Raw genomic sequence first — 17422 nt, 5'->3', positions numbered from 1 at the left:
CAGTAAGAGCGCGTGCCGCTTTTGCGGCGGCACTCGCTATTCGACTGAAACTGGTTCAGAATTCTTCCCAGCTTTCGGCGACTGGAGCAGCTGCACCGTGGGCTCTCGGGACGCGGGCAACGAGATGCAGGGCCGGAGAGGCAGCTGGCTTTGCCGCGTGCCGCGTTGCGGCGATATTGCCGCCGGGGAGCTGAAACTGCGTGAGCAGCGTCCGCAATGCATCGGCTTCTGCGGCGAGATTATGACTGGCGGCTGTGCTCTCCTCCACCATCGCGGCGTTCTGTTGTGTTGCCTGGTCGAGCGTGTTGACGGCCTGATTGATCTCCTTGAGGCCGGTCGCCTGCTCCTTCGAGGACTCGACGATCGCCACGACGTTTGAATTGATGCTGGCGACCTGAACGACGATTTCCTCCAGCGCCTTGCCGGTTTGGCCGACCAGTCCCACGCCGTTTTTCACGAGTTCGCTCGATGTGTTGATTAGCGCCTTGATCTCCTTGGCCGCGCTCGCCGAGCGCTGGGCGAGTTCACGCACCTCTTGGGCGACGACGGCAAAGCCCTTGCCGGCTTCGCCGGCACGTGCTGCCTCGACGCCGGCATTGAGCGCCAGCAGGTTGGTCTGGAAGGCGATATCGTCGATCACGCCGATGATGTTGGTGATCTCGCGGGAGGACTGTTCGATCTGGTCCATCGCCGCGACCGCTTTGCGCACGACGGTGCCGGATTGTTCCGCGCCGTGCTTCGTCTGTGCAATGAGACGGCCGGCTTCTTCGGCACGATGGCTGGAATCGTTGACTGTGGTGGTGATCTCTTCCAGCGCAGCTGCCGTTTCCTCGACGGAGGCGGCCTGTTGTTCCGTTCGCTTGGAGAAAGAGTCTGCCGACGAGCCGATCTCCCGTGAACTATCGGCGATAGCGATGGCGTTCTCGCCGATGGTCTTGATCGTCCGGGAGAGTTTGTCGATCGTCGCGTTGAAATCGTGACGCAACTGCTCCATCGAAGGCACGAAAGCCGTGTCCAGAGTCCGAGTCAGATCGCCTTCGGAAAGCTGGCGCAAGGCGGTGCCGAGAAGGGCAATCGCGCTCATGCGTTGCGTCACGTCGGTTGCGAACTTCACAACTTTATAGATTCTGCCATCTGCATCGGCGATCGGATTGTAAGCTGCCTGGATCCAGATTTCCTTGCCGCCCTTGCCATAGCGTACGAATTCGTTGGCAATGAACTCGCCCTTCGCCAGCCGCGGCCAGAACCGCTTGTATTCGTCGCTGCGGGCATAGGCGGGATCGCAGAACATGCTGTGATGCTTGCCAACAATCTCCGACAGCGAATAGCCAAGACCATTGCAGAAGTTTTCGTTGGCCGTGAGTATGTCGCCTGTGGGAGTAAATTCGATCACGGCCTGCGAGCGCGAAATGGCATCGAGCTTGCCGGCGTCCTCGACGGCGCGTTTCTTGGCCTCGGTAATGTCGGAGGCGAATTTCACCACCTTGAAAGGTTTGCCGTGCTTGAGGACAGGGTTGTAGGAGGCCTGGATCCAGATCTCGCGACCGCCTTTTGCCAAGCGCTTGTAAGTGCCAGCGTCATATTCGCCGCGGCCGAGGCGGGTCCAGAAATCCCGGTAGCTGGTGGTTGCCGAATAGGCCGGTTCGCAGAACATGCTGTGGTGCTTGCCGGCGATCTCGTCCAGACTGTAATCAAGCGTCTTGCAGAAATTTTCGTTCGCCGTGAGAACATTTCCGGCCAGGTCGAATTCGATGATCGCCTGCGACCTGGAAATGGCATCAAGAACGTATTTTGAATCGGATGATAGACCAAACATTCCCGTCCCCTCTGAATATGGCGCGTCTGTTCGCGCTCACCTCTGAAATAGAAGACCAAACAGGCACGGGTTCGCGGCGTGGGAATGCAGCCGGGCGATGGCTGCCATTTCCGCCTATCAAAAATCGTATCGGGTTGATGCTTCACAACCGATGATGATCAGCGGTGGTAAATTTTCTGTATAAAAGCAGGTGCTAATAAATATATATTTTAGAGAGGAAATTACAGTTCGTCCATGTGTAGGAAGCGGTTAACAAAAAACCGCCCTTGTGAGGCGGTTCTTCATCTCAATTATTTTCCAAACTGCTTGGCGTGGCGATCAGGCCGCCAGCTCGTCCGTCTCGTTTTCCTTGAACATCTTTGCGAGGTTCAGGAAGCAGATCATGCCGTTTTCGGAAGCGATGATGCCTTCGCAGAAGGCGCGGTCGAAGGACGCGGTCACTTCGGGAACCGGCTGCACCTGGCTAGAAGAAATCGTCAAGATGTCGGAAACGCGGTCGACCAGCATGCCGATGACCATATTGTGGACTTCGGCGACGACAATGGCGCTGCGCTCATTAGCGACGGTGCTCTTCATGCCGAGCTTGTAGGCGAGGTCGATGATCGGGATGACCGAACCGCGCAGGTTCATGACACCGATGACGTCTGCCGGAGAATGCGGGATCGGTGTCGACGGTGCCCAGCCGCGGATTTCGCGGATGGTCGTGGTCTTCACGCAGAATTCCTGATCGTGCAGGCGGAAGGCAATGATTTCGAGCGTGTCGCCGCTGAAGCTAGTGGAGTTGATCGTGGCCATTAAATTCTTCCCAACTGTCGTAAGCCAGGGCAGAAGCGGATGCGCCACCATTGGCGCTGACGAGCTTTGCCTTCCGCCGTCATGTAATGCCTCCCATACGGCGAAGCATTACGACGGTTGTTTGTGAGCTTAGCGAAAGAGTGTTGCCCAAATCTAAATTGGGAGACGAGATAGCAAAGGTTTGAGCCGTTATTGAAAGCCTATGTTGCCGTATCTCTCTGTACCGTCGACCAAACACTGAGCAGGCTCGGGCGGCCGGACGCCGTCCTTGGTGTGCAAGAATTCATTAAGTGAGGACTTTTTCGATCTGCTCCATAGCCCAGTCAACCTGTTCGCGGGTGATGACGAGCGGCGGCGCAAAGCGAATCGTGTGGTCGTGCGTGTCCTTGGCGAGGAGCCCCAGATCTTTCAGCGCGTAGCAATATTGCCGCGCGCCGCCAGCTTCCGGCTCCAGTTCGACTGCCAGCATCAGGCCGCGACCGCGAACATCCTTGACGATGTTGGAGCGGATGGAGCGCAGGCCTTCAAGGAAATAGTCGCCCATTTTTTCGGCATTCTCGATCATCCCTTCCTCGACCAATACTTTCAGTGCCGCGCGGGCGACCGCACAGGCGAGCGGATTGCCGCCAAAGGTCGAACCGTGCTGACCCGGTTTGAGCACACCGAGCACTTCCGAATTCGAAAGTACTGCCGAGACCGGATAGAAGCCGCCCGAAAGCGCCTTGCCGATGAGCGTCACGTCGGCTTCGATACCCTCGTGCTCTTCGGCAAGCAGCTTGCCGGTGCGGCCGAGGCCCGTCTGGATCTCGTCGAGAATGAGCGTGACATTGTTTGCCGTGCAGAGTTCGCGCACGCGAGTGAAGTAACCGGATGGTGGAATGATGACGCCGGCTTCGCCTTGGATCGGTTCGATCAAAGCTGCGACGGTATTGGTATTGATAGCCGCCGCGAGAGCTTCAGCATCGCCGAAGGGAACGATGCGGAAGCCCGGCGTATACGGTCCGAAGCCGGTACGGGCGTCGGGATCGGTCGAGAAGCTGATGATGCTCAGCGTGCGGCCGTGGAAATTATTGGCGCAAACGATGATCTCCGCCATGCCTTCCGGCACGCCCTTCACCTCGTAACCCCATTTGCGGACCGCTTTGATGGCAGTCTCGACGGCTTCCGCGCCGGAGTTCATCGGCAGGATCTTATGGGAGCCGGTCAATGCCGCCAGTTCCTCGTAGAGATATCCGAGCTGGTCATTGCGGAAGGCGCGAGAGGTGAGTGTCAGGCGGCTGGCCTGTTCGACCATGGCGGCGAGAATCTTCGGATGGCAGTGGCCCTGATTGACGGCGGAATAGGCCGAGAGGCAATCGAGGTAGCGCTTGCCATCCGTATCCCAGACATGAACACCTTCACCTCGCGTCAGCACCACATCAAGCGGCTTGTAATTATTGGCTCCAAGACGCTGTTCGGAGGCAATGAGGTTTGACGAGATGTTCATGGCCGGTGCTCCCTTATGCGGCGCGTGTAGGACGATCGAAGATGCGGCGGCCGAAGAGACTTGCCGTCATCTCCACCATGATGCGGGCGCTCTTGCCGCGGTCATCAAGGAAAGGATTCAGTTCGACGAGATCGAGCGAGGAGACGAGACCGCTGTCAGACAGCATCTCCATGATCAGGTGCGCCTCGCGGAACGTCGCACCACCCGGGACGGTGGTGCCAACGCCAGGTGCAAAGTCGGGATCCAGGAAATCGACATCGAAACTGACATGCAGCAGGCCGTTCGCCTTCTCGACCGTTTCCAGGACCTGGCGAAGGATGACAGCCACGCCCTGTTCGTCGAGTGAGCGCATGTCGAAGACGTTGACGCCATGCTTGCGGATTTCCTGCCGTTCCGAAGCATCGACCGAACGGATACCAACCTGGAATACCTTCTTTGGATCGACCAGAGGACGGTCCTTTGGCAGGATTTCCGCAAGCTCCGCCAGACCACAGAAGAAGGCGACCGGCATGCCGTGAATGTTGCCCGACGGTGAGGTTTCGGGCGAATTGAAGTCCGAATGAGCATCGAGCCAGAGAACGAAGAGCGGCCGGCCCTGCTCGGCCGCATAACGTGCCATGCCGGAGACGCTGCCCATGGACAAGCTGTGGTCACCGCCGAGGATCAGCGGGAAACGGCCGGATTTCGCAGCGTCGTAGGTCGCCGCTTCGAGTGCGCGGGTAAAGGCACCAACGGTGCGAAGATTATGCGCCTTGGGATGGTTGGGAAGATCTCTGGCCGGCACGACATTGATGTCTCCTGCATCGATGACGTCGTGTCCAAGATCGATCAGCGCCTTGTCGACGCCTGCAATGCGCAATGCTGTCGGTCCCATGCCAGCGCCTCTGCGGCCCGAACCTTCCTCAAGGGGGACGCCGATGAGGGTGACAGATTGAGATTGTGCTTCCATTCCTAGGGCTCCGTTGTGAGGCCTGTTTTGGCCGATAGTGGAATAAAGTGGCGGCGGCAAATAGATGGAAAAGTGCCAGAAATGGACTATGATTACGCAAATTGATAAAGCCAATTTGACAAAGTGAAAACGTGGACGATCTCGACAATGAGCTTCTGAGTGCGCTTCGGCACAATGCACGAATCTCCGTGTCCTCGCTTGCTGCGTTGACGGGCGCCTCGCGAGCGACGGTTGCCGCGCGCATCGACCGGCTGGTCGAAAGCGGCACGATCGCCGGCTTTACCATCCGCACCGGCCATGAGACGCGTTCGGCCGGCGTTCGGGCGATCGTCATGATCGAGGTGCACGGCAAGCTTGCCGATAAGGTTGCAAACCAGCTCCGCGGCCTGCCTCAGGTGCGCGCGCTGCACAGCACCAACGGCAAATGGGATTTCGTTGCCGAACTCGAAGACCGCGACCTCGTCTCATTCGACGAGACGCTGCGCCGGATACGCCTTATCGATGGCATCAATACAACCGAAACCAACATTCTCCTGAAGACCAGCAAGGCAAGCTTCTAGGCTCCAGTCAGGCGGTCTCAGTATTCGTGCTCGTAGACGACACCGGCTTCACCTTCTCCCTGGCCGCCAGCACCAGCCCGAAGCTTCACGCCACGGCCGACATCGAGATTGATGATGGCCTTGGCACCGGATCCTTCGCTCTGCTGCAGCTCGAAATAGGTTCGTTCGTTAAGGTAGCGGCCGACGCTGACGCTCGTCTGGCCCTTCGCATTAGTGCTGATGTCGAGGTCGTCGACCCCGAGCTGGTTGCGCAGCCCTTCGAAGAGCGAAGTAGAGCGATTGCCGGCGAGTTGGCTGACGGCATCGGCGAGCTGGGCTATCTGCACCGGTGACAGGCGAGACATCGACTGGCCGAAGATGAGCTGCGCCAGCACCTCATCCTGAGGCAGAGCCGGTGAGGAGGAGAAGGTAATGGCAGGATCGGTCGCGAGGCCCGCGACATTTACCGTGAGCGTCGTGCTGCCCGAAGTCGACGTTGCCTCCATGTCGAGGGCTGGCGTCAGGTCACCTGCAAAGGTAATGCGGCTTCGATCGGAGAAATCGAGCCGGCGGTTGAGGATTGTCAGACGGCCGCGACGCATGGTGAAGGCGCCGACAACTTCAGGCACAGCGGCCGAGCCTCGGATGGTAATGTTGCCACCGACCTCCGCATCGATGCCGCGGCCGCGCACGAATATCTGTGAGGGCGCATCGAGCGCGATATCCAGCATGATTGTCGACGATTTTTCGCGCGGCGGCTGCTGGTTGCCCTTGTGTTTGAGCTGGGCCAGCACAGCGGGCGGCGCATGAATATGGCGGATATCGATTTCACTCAGCGATGTCGGCAACCTTTCCGGCACGGTGATCGAGGCCTTGTCGATGTGAAGCCTGCCGTTCAGCGTGGGATTGGAGAGCAGCGGTCCTCTGAGGCCGAGCGTGCCGTCGACCGTCGCGACAACCAGCGTACCATCGACATAGACCGCGTGGTCCAGACGGATGGAAAGATCAGCGGGGAAGTTGCCGCTGATGCCGACCGAGCCACTGGCCGAAATAGAGCCGCCGCTCGCCAGGCGGCCGTTCAGGCGGGAAATGACGGCCTGCTGGCCATTGAAGGTAATGGTCGCGCCGAGGCCCTCGATCGCAAGGTTGCGGCGAACGTCGATCAGCTTTGCGCCATCCGTGGCGAGCGTGCCGTTGATAACGGGGGCAGCCGTGGTGCCGCTGACCTCAAGGTTCACATTGGCGACGCCTTCGGCAACGAGACCTTGCTGGGCGAGCTGCGCGCCGAGAACGGCGAAGGGAAGGCTGCCGTTGAATCGCATCGACATGGCGCGGTTGCCCGTCATCGCGAGATTGCCACCGCCCCTTAGCGATAATCCGCCGTCGCCGGTAAGGTTGGCGTCGACCGTCAACCGGTTTTCGGCCAGCCTACCGTTTGCGCCGATGGTGAGCGGGGCAAGGCCGGCGCTCTTGGTCTGGCTCGTTTCGGCATTCTTCCAGTCGACCTTGAAATCGACCGAGGGAAGCGGAAGCGCTCCTGAAGCCGTGCCCGTTGCCGATATCGCGCCTGCCGCACCCAGATCGGGAACGAAGCCATTGGCGACTGCTGCCGGCAGATTGGCGACATCGGCCTTGACGTCGACGCCTGTGATGGTCGTGCCCGCTATCGCGAGATTGCCCGAGGCCTTCAAGGAAACGCCGCCGTTGCCGCTGAGATTGGCGTCGAAATCCAGGCGATCTCTATCGAGCTTACCGGAGGCGGAGAGCGCCAGGCCGGAGAGGCCGGCAGTTCTTGTCTGTCTCGTTTCAGCGTTTTTCCAGTCGATCTTGAAATCGGCTGATGGAGCCGTGAGCGACCCGGAGGCTGTGGCGGTCGCTGTAATGACGCCTCCGGCTCCAATATCTGGGACGAAGCCATTGGCGATGGCAGCCGGTAGATTGGTGATATCGGCCTTCGCATCAATGCCCTGGATCGTGGTGCCCGCCAGCGCGAGATTGCCGACCGCTTTCAGCGAAATACCGCCGTTGCCGCTGAGATTGGCGTCGAAATCCAGCCGATCTCTATCGAGCTTGCCGGAGGCGGCAAGTGCAAGGCCGGAGAGACCGGCAGTTCTTGTCTGTCTCGTTTCGGCGTTTTTCCAGTCGATCTTGAAATTGGCTGATGGAGCCGTGAGCGACCCGGAAGCCGTAGCGGTGGCAGTAATGACGCCTGCGGCTTCAATATCCGGGACGAAACCATTGGCGACGGCAGCCGGCAGATTGGCGATATCGGCTTTCGCATCAATACCCTGGATCGTTGTGCCGGTCAGCGCGAGATTGCCGACCGCTTTCAGCGAGACGCCGCCGTTGCCATTGAGATTGGTATCGAAATCCAGGCGGTTGCTGACATATTTGCCTGAAGCGGCAAGTGCCAGGCCGGATAAGCCGGCGGTCTTGGTTTGGAGGGTTGCCGCGTTCTCCCAGGCGAGCTTGAAATCGACCACAGGCTCTGTCGGAGTGCCGGAGGTGACGGCATTGCCGGAGATCGTGCCTTCAGCGCCGAGGCCGGGCACGAATCCGTTGGCGAGGTTTGCAGGCAGGCCGGCGATGTCGGCATTGACCGCGAGGTCACGAATGTCCGTGCCGTCGATCGTTGCGCCGCCGGTTGCTTTCAGTAGCGCGCCATTGCCACTACCGAGATTGGCATCGAAATCGACCCTGTTGTTTTCATATTTGCCGGTCGCTCTGGCGGAGAGATCGGTGAGCCCGTTGCTTTTCGTCTGGCGCGTTGCAGCATTCGCCCAGGCAAGATCGAAGGTGACAGCCGGTGTCGGCAGCGAGCCGGAGGCCGATGCCTTGCCGGAAATGGTGCCTTCGGCGCCGAGATCGGGGACGAAGCCGTTCGCAAGTCCCGCAGGAAAGTTGGCGAGATCGGCATCGACTTTCAGATTGCGGACCGTTGTTCCGGTAAGCTCGACATTGCCTGCCGTCTTCAGCGATAGGCCTTTCGGCCCGGTGAGGCTGGCATCAAAGTCGAGTTTCTGGTCTGCAAGACGGCCGGTCGCGGCAAGATTCAACCCGGTCAGACGTGCTGTCTTGACTTGCCGCGTCGTGGCGTCCTGCCAGGTAAACTTGAATTCCCCAGCCGGAGCAGCCGGCGTCCCGGTGGCTGAGGCAGTGCCCGAAATCGTTCCGCCGGCGTCGAAATCCTGCACGAAACCATTGGCGATATTGGCGGGAACATTGGCAAGTTCGGCATCGACATTGATGTTGCCGACTGTGGTTCCGGTGATCGCGACATTCCCGAGCGCTTTCAGCGACAGCCCGCCCTTGCCGATGAGGGCAGTATCGAAATCGAGCTTGTTGTCCGCAAACCTGCCGGATGCATTGAGCGATAGGCCGGTGAGCTTAGCGCTCTTCGTCTGACTCGTTGCAGCATTTTTCCAAATAAGCTTAAAATCAGCCACAGGTGCGGCGGGCGTACCGGTTGCCTTGATTGTTCCCGACACAGCACCTTCAGCGGCAAGATTGGGGACGAAACCGTTGGCGATCTTTGCCGGCACGTTGACGATATCGGCATCGACGTTGAGTGTCGGGCCGTTCGGATCCGCAAGGCCGATGTCGCCCGCTGCCTTCAGGGAAAGGCCGTCGGCGCCGCCAATGCCGCCATCGAAATTCAGAATGTTGTTGGCGAAGGTTCCCGATGTCGAGATGCCGAGAGGGCCAATGCCGGCGCCCTTTGTATGGCTGGTGGCCGCATCCTTCCAGTCGAGCTTGAAATTGACTGTAGGGGCGGCCGGTGTCCCGGTTACGTTGACCGTCCCGGAAATGGTGCCGTCGGCGGCAAGATTGGGGACGAAACTGTTGGCAAGGCTCGCCGGCAGGTCGGTGATGACAGCATCGAGCTTCAGTGTCTCACCAGCGGAACCGGTGACCGATACCGAGCCGTTGCCCGTCTTAACCGTCAGGCCGCTCAGGCTGACAACTCCCTTGGTGACGTTGACTTGTGCGGGTGATGCCAGTTCGACCGGAATATTGTGCGGCTTTGCGGCGAAGCGATCGAGACTAAGGTCGATCATTCCGCCGGCAGACTGCACGTTTCCGGCCGCCTGCAGCGGGTTGCCGTCATAGCCTGCATCCAGGTTGAAGTCGGTGCGGGTCTGCTGCTGGACGAAATCAAGCACAATGCCGGTAAGCTTGTTGGTGCCGACGCCGAACTCATCGGCCCGTATCGTGCCATTGGCGGCAAAGGCCTTGATATCGCTAACGGTCATGTCGATCGTCGGTTTGGCAATTGTCAGCGTGTCGCGGCGAATGCCGCTACCGTTGGCAGCAACCTTGAGTGCGATCTTGCCGTCATTGCCTGTAATGTCGATGGAACCCTTGAGGTCGCCTTCCGCCTTCTGGCCGCCAAGGGCAGCAAGCAGGCTGATATCTGGGAAGTCGAAAGTCAGCGCGCCCGCCGGCGTCATGCCGGACGAGAGTGTGAGGTTGCCTGCCAGGCGGTTGCTGCCGACATCGGCGGTCAGTGCCGGGATCGAAATCGTTCCGTTTTCGGACTTGACGTCGCCATTGATGCCGATCGGCTGACGGTCGATCATGCCGGTCGCGGCAATCCTGCCCTGCGGCGCGGCAGGATCGGCGGTTCCGGTCAGGTCGATATTGAGATCGCCGAGCCTGCGATCGGCCATCTGCAGGCTGGCAGCTTTCACGTTGGCCGTGATTGCCAGAGCGGGAAGGCTGCCACTTGCCTTGATGCTGTAATCCGCCTGGCCGCTGGTGCCGGCCAGCAGCTTGTCGATATCGGGGAGCTTGCCGGCGAGATCGGCGGTCAGCACGTCGTCGTTAAGCGCGATATTGCCGGCCGCCTCTATGGTGGGGGACTTGAGTGTGATATTCGAAAGTGTCACCTTGGAAGGGATCGTTCCGGCGACCTGAGTTTCCAGATCGATCGGTGCATCGAATTTCTCGGCGACAGCCGGTGGCAGGGCAGCGGGCTGGACCGTAAATTTGGCATTGCCGGTCAGCGTATTGTCAGCCAGTCCATAGGAGCCATTGAGATCGGCGCCGATATTGGCGCTTTCAATCGTCGTGCCGTTAAAGCCGATGCCGTTGCGCGAGATCTGAAGCGGAGCGACAAGCGTAATCGGTCCCCGAACGGCACGGTTGAGGTTGGGTTCGGTGAATGTCGCGTCTCCGGCGACGAGCCGCAGTTGGATATCGCCGGCGCCGTTGGCAAGGTTGAAGGAATCGCTTTTGGCCGTCAGCTTGACGTTGCCGATATCGGCCTGTGGCATCGTGGCCGAATCCAGTGATCCACTGGCATTGATGCGCACGGCTTGCGCCTGCCCGGTCATCGCCAGATTGAGACCTGAAATCATGAAGCGCGCTTCGCCGTCCGCCAGCGGCCAGCGGAAATCGACTGGCCCCGAGGTGCCGAGCAGATTGGCATTGAGGCTGTTGTTGCCGGCAGGATCGAACATGCCAGATGCGGCGATGACGACGCTGCCGGTCGCTAGGTTGCCGGTCTGAATATCGATCTTGCCGCTGTTGTCGAAGGTTGCGGATACATCGATATTCGTCTGACCCGCAAAGAGCGGCCGGAACGCCATTGGAAGCAGAGAGCTCACATCGCCGCCGCCCTTGAGATCGAGATGATGCAGACCGTCGGGTGTGATTGCATGCTTGCCTTCGAGCGCGGCCCTTTGCTGGCCATCGAGCGCGGCCTGCAGCTTGCCGTTCCAGTCCGAAATCGGACCTTCGCCATTGAGCGCGATGTTGACGGCTGGGCTGCCAGGCAGGCCGAGAAAGCCTGCGAGCAGGCCGCCCTGCGGTTCGGCAAGTTGGGCATTCAACCGAAGATGACCATTTGCGGGAGTAAAAGCGACGTCGGCGGAGAGTTTCGCGTCGGGAATCTGATGGCGATTGACATTGATCAGCGCTTCGCCGCCATCGCCGTCGGCCCTGAGGCTGCCTGTTGCGGCAAGCGAGAAGGCGCGGCCAGTCAGCGGTGCCTGGAGAGAAATATCGGGCAAAGCGATATGTTCGACATCGATCTTCAGCGGCAGGCGGAAACCACCGCTGCTCTCTTCTTCGGGAGTCGCCGGCCTGGAGGGCAGGGTTCGCACCGGTCTGCGGCGCACATCGATAGAGGCGACGGAGACCTGTTCGGCGCGGAAGGAGCCAGTCAGCAGTGCAAGGGGATTCCAGTCGATGGCGACGCCGCGGATTTCTGCAAATGTGCCGCGCGTGTCGGACAGCGTAATTTCGGCTGCGCGCAGCCCACCCGTCAACAGGCCTTCGGGTTCGCGCACCGTTATCGTCATGTCGCGATTGGAAAGCGCGGAGGCGACGTTTTCGGTGATGATCCGGGCGCCGAACGACGTAAAGCCGAAGATCGCCAGTGCAATGACGGCAAGGATGATTGTCGCACCGAGGCCGTAGCCAATCAGCCGCATCACCCAGTTCATGATTTTCGCCAACATTTGCATAAGAGCGGACACTATCCCGTTTTCATGACAGCTCACAGGTCGGAAAACACTGTGAAATCTGCCTTCCTGATGACCGGCCTAGAATGACTGGCCTATGCCGGCATAAATTCCGTAATCCGTCCCACCATCGTACTTGTTCAGCGGGACGGCGAAATCAAGCCGGAGAGGTCCGAAAGGTGTTGCATAGCGGATACCGGCACCTGCACCCGCTCTGATATCGGAGAAATCAGGCGCAATGCTGTCCGAAACCGTGCCGACATCAATGAAAGGTACGACGCCGATCGTATCGGTGATCTTGATGCGCGCCTCGAAAGAGCCGGTCACATAGGAGCGGCCGCCGGTCGCGTCGTTATTCTCGTTATAAGGCGAAATTTCCTTATAGCCGTAACCGCGCACCGATCCGCCGCCGCCGGCAAAGAAACGCTGGGTGGCCGGAATGTCTTCAACACCGCCGCCACCGATCAGCGTGCCGGCTGCGAGCTTGCCGGCCAGAACGACGCCGTCTTCGGCGCCGAGGCCGAGATAGCCCGATATTGAACCCTCGAAGGCGGAGTAGATCGTACCGTTGAAGAATTCGTAGCCAGGTTTTGCCGAGAGCGTCGCGTGGTAGCCGCTGGTTGGATTGAATTTGTCATCGCGGGCATCGCGATCATAGGTGATCGGCAGCGTGAAGGTCAGATAGTTATTGTTGCCGAAGGCGTCGTCGTCATTCTCGAAGCTCAGTTCGCCGGCTGCGGAAATGGTGTCCTTGTCCGTCAGTTCGTAGGAGATGCCGAGCGAGGCAGTGATGAGCTTTGCATTATACGCATCGGGATTTTCCGTCTTGGCGACGATACCTGCTTTCAGAGTGGCTGACGGGTGGATAAAGCCCGGTTTCGTAAAGAGGATGCCGGCGGAATAATCGAGAGTGCCGAGGTCGGATGCTTCGCCGAGACGCGAGACGGCGCCCTCGATACGCAGCGATTCGGCCTCGCCAAACAGGTTACGGTGGCCCCAGTAGCCGTTGACGCCGAAGCCGTCGATCGTCGAATATTGCGCGCCGATGCCGAGGTAGCGTCGTTTGCCTTCGGAAACCTCGATCATCATCGGCAAAGTGCCGTCGGGGGCCAGCGCGTCGCCCTCGTGGATCGTAACGCTCGAGAAGACGCCAAGCGCGCGCAGGCGCTCGCCTGCTTTCCTCAGCGCCTCGGGCGAATAGGCCTCGCCCTTCTGCAGACGTGAGTAGCGCTGGATGAATTCCGGCTTGACCAATTTTTCGCCCGAGACGCCGACATCGCCGATCGGTGCAACCGGACCGCCTTCGGCAGCGAGAACGATATCGACGGTATTCGTTCTGTGATTGGCCACCACCCGACGCTCGGTCAGCTTGGCGAAGGGCCTGCCCTCGCTCTTCAACTGGTCGACGATCGTGTCGCCCGCCTTGATGATAGCGAGCGAGCCCGCCTGCTCACCCGGGCCGAGGTCGTAGTCAGCCGGATTGCGGTGCGCAGCATCGCCGCCGAACTGGACTTCGTTGACGGTAAAGACTGGGCCGGGCGCGATATCCACCTTGACTGTGATCGGTTTGGAGCGGTCGAAGCTTGGATTCGGTGGCAGGTCGTTGATGTTGCGGCCATCGATGGTGATGGTTACCACGCCGCCATAGCGCGCCTTTTCGTAGAGCGTGGCGATCAGTCTATCGCGGTCGTCGCGGGCTTTCACGACAACGCCCAGATCGCCCGAAACCGGACGGTCCTTGTCGCCTAAGAGACGGGAGCTGTTCTCCAGCGCCTCCTTGAGGTCGCGATCGGCTGTCCCGGTTTCGAGATCGACGTCATAGTGGACGGGATCGGGCACCTGTAGGTTCTCGTCCTCGTCCTTGCCGAATATGGTGATGCCAAAAAGCTTGAATGCGTAAGCGTTGCCCACGAGGATCGGCGAAAATGCAGTCGCCGCTGCGACCACCACCACGGCGCCTGCTCGATACGCAATACCGGTTCTCAGGCCTGTCCCTCTAATCCGCATCCGCCGCTTTTGGGTTACATTAAAATGAAGCTCTGCGTTCCCCAGCCAACGAGAAGCTTAGCGACAAAATCGCGCCACGTGTACCAATTTAAACTGACGCCGCACTAATTTAGTACAAAAAATCCCGGACAGGGGTCCGGGATTTCCATTTTTCCCATGCTGATTGCAGGTTTCAGCGGCAATCGTCGATATAGCGGCGACCGTAGCGGTCCCGGTAGTAGCACTGGCCGGGCTGTTCGGCGACCCTTCCAATGAGCGCGCCGGAAACGCCGCCGATCGCTGCGCCGACTGCCGCGCCGCGCACATCGCCGGTGACGACACCGCCGATGACGGCACCCGACGCTGCGCCGATACCGGCGCCCTGCTGTGTGGGTGTACAGCTTGCGATCGAAAGGCCGATCAATCCGAATACGAGGACTTTCTTCATCTCTTCTCTCCGAGGTTTTTTGGCGCCCCAGCGGGCGGAGGTCGTCCCTAACCTGTTTTTTCAGGTTAGCCCGGAAACTATGTCGCAAGAAGGACTTGTCCACCATTATCGGGCCTTTTTCGTAAGGCGCAGGTTTCTTTCCACGACTAAAAGCAGAACTCTTGGACATTCTTCGCCGGATTTGACGTCGATCAAGTTCCCTTGTTGCGGTTCGCGTATTTTTTATCTGGAATCATTCAAAAGTCTGCGCCTTTTGCCGCAGTTGATGCTAAAGCTGGGACCAAGGGTTGACGTGCGGTTGCCGCCTCAGCAAAAACAGCCGCACGAACTGGAGCATATGATGGATTTCGAAGCTTTTTTCAAAAGCGAGCTGGACGGACTTCACGCTGAGGGCCGTTACCGCGTTTTTGCCGATCTGGAACGCCACCGCGGTAATTTTCCGCGTGCGACCCGCCACACGGCGAATGGCGAACAGGAAGTGACCGTCTGGTGCTCCAACGACTATCTTGGCATGGGCCAGCACCCAAAGGTGATCGAGGCGATGAAAGAAGCCATCGATCACTGTGGCGCGGGTGCGGGAGGCACCCGGAATATCTCGGGCACCAACCATTACCACGTTCTCCTCGAGCAAGAGCTCGCCGATCTGCACGGCAAGGAAGCGGCACTGACCTTCACATCCGGCTATGTCTCAAACTGGGCAGCGCTCGGTACGCTCGGCGCCAAGATTCCCGGGCTCATCATCTTCTCTGATGCACTGAATCATGCCTCGATGATCGAGGGCATCCGCTACGCCAAATGCGATAAGGTGATCTGGAAGCATAATGACATCGCCGACCTCGAAGCCAAGTTGGCTGCTGCCGATCCCAGGGCGCCAAAGCTTATCGCCTTTGAATCGGTCTATTCGATGGATGGCGATATCGCGCCAATCAAGGAAATCTGCGATCTCGCTGATAAATATGGTGCGATGACCTATCTCGACGAAGTGCATGCCGTCGGCATGTACGGTCCGCGTGGTGGTGGTATTGCCGAGCGCGAAGGCTTGATGGATCGGATCACTGTCATCGAGGGCACGCTTGCCAAGGCCTTCGGGGTTATGGGCGGTTATATCGCCGCTTCCGCTGCACTCTGCGATTTCATCCGCTCGTTTGCGTCGGGCTTCATCTTCACGACGTCGCTGCCGCCGGCCCTCGCTGCCGGCTCGGTCGCGTCGATACGGCATCTGAAGGCGAGCCCCTTTGAGCGGGCGCGCCATCAGGACCGCGTGCGAAAGTTGCGCGCGCTGCTTGACCAGCAGGGCATTCCGCATATGCCGAACCCGAGCCACATCGTGCCGGTCATGGTTGGCGATGCCGCCAAGTGCAAGTGGATCTCGGATCTGCTGCTCGACAATTTCGGTGTCTATGTGCAGCCGATCAATTATCCGACGGTGCCGAAGAAGACCGAGCGCCTGCGCATCACGCCGACGCCACTGCATTCGGATGCCGATATCGAGCATCTCGTCGGCGCGCTGCATTCGCTCTGGTCGCGTTGCGCGCTCGCCCGTCACGTCGCTTGAAGCAACGTCGCCTGATTTTCCCAGACAAGCTTTTTACTGAATGAGCCCGGCAGCCCGCTGCCGGGCTTCTTTGTCTGCGGCGAAGACATCGTCCATCGATGTCGCCGCTGGCAGGCCAATGAGCTCGTCCATCACCTTCTCGGTGATTTCAGCCATGGCGAGGAAGGGCAAGCGGCCCTCGATGAAGGCTTCGAGCGCGACCTCCTTCGCGCCATTCAGTACTGCGCCCTGCACGCCGCCGCGCGTCATCGCCAGCCGTGCAAGCCGCAAAGCAGGGAAACGCATCTCATCCGGCGCTTCGAAATCCAGCCGTGCGAGCTTGGCGAAATCCAGTCGCTCGATCGGCAGATTGGCGCGGCGCGGGTGGGACAGTGCATAACCGATAGCGGTACGCATATCGGGCGCGCCGAGTTGGGCCAGTACGGAACCATCCGTATAGCCGACCATCGAATGGATGACCGACTGCGGGTGAACGATCACTTCCACCTGCTCGGGGTGCAGTCCAAAAAGGTGCTTCGCCTCGATCATCTCCAGCGCCTTGTTGAAGAGCGAAGCGCTGTCGATGGAAATCTTCAGGCCCATCGACCACCGTGGATGGGCGCGCGCCGTTTCTACCGTGACATTGGCCATTTCCTCCATCGAGGAGGTGCGGAAGGGGCCGCCTGATGCCGTCAGGATGACGCGTTCTACGGCGTGGCGCTGGTTTTCCTCCAGCACCTGAAAGATCGCGTTGTGTTCGCTGTCGACGGGCAAGAGCTTACCGCCGCCTTTTTTCACTGACTCGACGAAAAGATCGCCGGCAGAAACCAGGCATTCCTTATTGGCCAGCGCGATATCGGCGCCGTGGCGGGCCGCGGCAAGGGTAGGCGCAAGGCCGGCCGTGCCGACGATGGCTGCCATTATCCAGTCTGCCTCGCGGTCTGCGGCCTCCATCAGACCGGATTTGCCTGCAGCGACCGCGGTGCCGCTGCCCGAAAGCTCGCTCTTCAGCGATTCATAATGGCGATCATCTGCAATGACGGCGAGCCTCGCGCCCGATGACTTCGCCTGCCGGGCCAGCAATTCCACATTGCCGTTGCCGGTCAGGACGGAAATTTCGAAATTTTCTCGACCGCCCAGATGATCGACGACATTGAGCGTATTCCGGCCGATCGAGCCTGTCGAACCGAAGATACTCAGACGCCGAGGCGTGTTTTTGCTCGTCTGCATGCTCGATTTCGCAAGAAATTGCACATTTGCCACCGGCTCTACAGGGGATCTCGGGAGGCAGCAAGTGTGCGGTGCAGCAAATTTCAACTCTAAAGGAGTTTACATGCCCCAGCCATGATGTGATCCTGATAACGATCCCTACGGGATAATCATTTGCTGCGGCCGGTTACGA

Annotated in this window: 10 protein-coding genes; 2 read left to right on the top strand and 8 right to left on the bottom strand. The window is 59.5% G+C overall.

Annotated elements, in window-relative coordinates; all coding sequences use genetic code 11:
* Positions 1-55 precede the first annotated feature (55 nt).
* The 4 genes from FHX08_RS23485 to rocF form a co-directional block, all read right to left on the bottom strand.
* Positions 56-1816, bottom strand: coding sequence for a methyl-accepting chemotaxis protein (locus tag FHX08_RS23485; protein ID WP_132655638.1), 1761 nt, complete (start codon positions 1814-1816; stop codon positions 56-58).
* A gap of 318 nt (positions 1817-2134) precedes the next feature.
* Positions 2135-2611, bottom strand: a complete 477-nt coding sequence (locus FHX08_RS23480; protein WP_029868938.1) for a chemotaxis protein CheW — start codon at positions 2609-2611, stop codon at positions 2135-2137.
* A gap of 286 nt (positions 2612-2897) precedes the next feature.
* A complete protein-coding gene (rocD, locus tag FHX08_RS23475) occupies positions 2898-4097 on the bottom strand; it encodes an ornithine--oxo-acid transaminase (protein WP_132655636.1) in 1200 nt (399 codons plus the stop codon).
* A gap of 13 nt (positions 4098-4110) precedes the next feature.
* Positions 4111-5046, bottom strand: a complete 936-nt coding sequence (rocF, locus tag FHX08_RS23470) for an arginase (protein WP_132655634.1) — start codon at positions 5044-5046, stop codon at positions 4111-4113.
* A 131-nt stretch (positions 5047-5177) separates the two neighbouring features.
* Here rocF and FHX08_RS23465 point away from each other — a divergent pair, with 131 nt between their 5' ends.
* Positions 5178-5606, top strand: coding sequence for an Lrp/AsnC family transcriptional regulator (locus tag FHX08_RS23465; protein ID WP_132655632.1), 429 nt, complete (start codon positions 5178-5180; stop codon positions 5604-5606).
* A 17-nt stretch (positions 5607-5623) separates the two neighbouring features.
* Here the strand turns inward: FHX08_RS23465 and FHX08_RS23460 are convergent, their stop codons facing one another.
* From FHX08_RS23460 to FHX08_RS23450, 3 genes are all read right to left on the bottom strand, one after another.
* The gene (locus FHX08_RS23460) at positions 5624-12055 is read right to left on the bottom strand and encodes a translocation/assembly module TamB domain-containing protein (protein WP_184327743.1); all 6432 of its coding nucleotides are present in this window, start codon (positions 12053-12055) and stop codon (positions 5624-5626) included.
* A gap of 78 nt (positions 12056-12133) precedes the next feature.
* On the bottom strand, positions 12134-14059 hold the full coding sequence (locus FHX08_RS23455) for an autotransporter assembly complex family protein (RefSeq protein WP_132655630.1): 1926 nt from the start codon (positions 14057-14059) through the stop codon (positions 12134-12136).
* A gap of 172 nt (positions 14060-14231) precedes the next feature.
* Positions 14232-14486: a YMGG-like glycine zipper-containing protein gene (locus FHX08_RS23450; protein ID WP_132655628.1), complete on the bottom strand. Its 255-nt coding sequence runs from the start codon at positions 14484-14486 to the stop codon at positions 14232-14234.
* A 340-nt stretch (positions 14487-14826) separates the two neighbouring features.
* Between FHX08_RS23450 and hemA the strand changes: the two genes are divergently transcribed.
* A complete protein-coding gene (gene hemA, locus FHX08_RS23445) occupies positions 14827-16041 on the top strand; it encodes a 5-aminolevulinate synthase (protein ID WP_132656285.1) in 1215 nt (404 codons plus the stop codon).
* 33 nt (positions 16042-16074) lie between these two features.
* On the opposite strand, the gene dxr is transcribed toward hemA, so the two are convergent.
* Complete coding sequence (dxr, locus tag FHX08_RS23440; protein WP_132655626.1) at positions 16075-17250, bottom strand: 1-deoxy-D-xylulose-5-phosphate reductoisomerase; 1176 nt, start codon at positions 17248-17250, stop codon at positions 16075-16077.
* Positions 17251-17422 lie beyond the last annotated feature (172 nt).

It is taken from the genome of Rhizobium sp. BK529, from assembly GCF_014194105.1.
GTDB lineage: Bacteria > Pseudomonadota > Alphaproteobacteria > Rhizobiales > Rhizobiaceae > Rhizobium.
The sequence above is the reverse complement of the archived record's forward strand: the minus strand, read 5'-3'. Positions and strand labels throughout refer to the sequence as shown.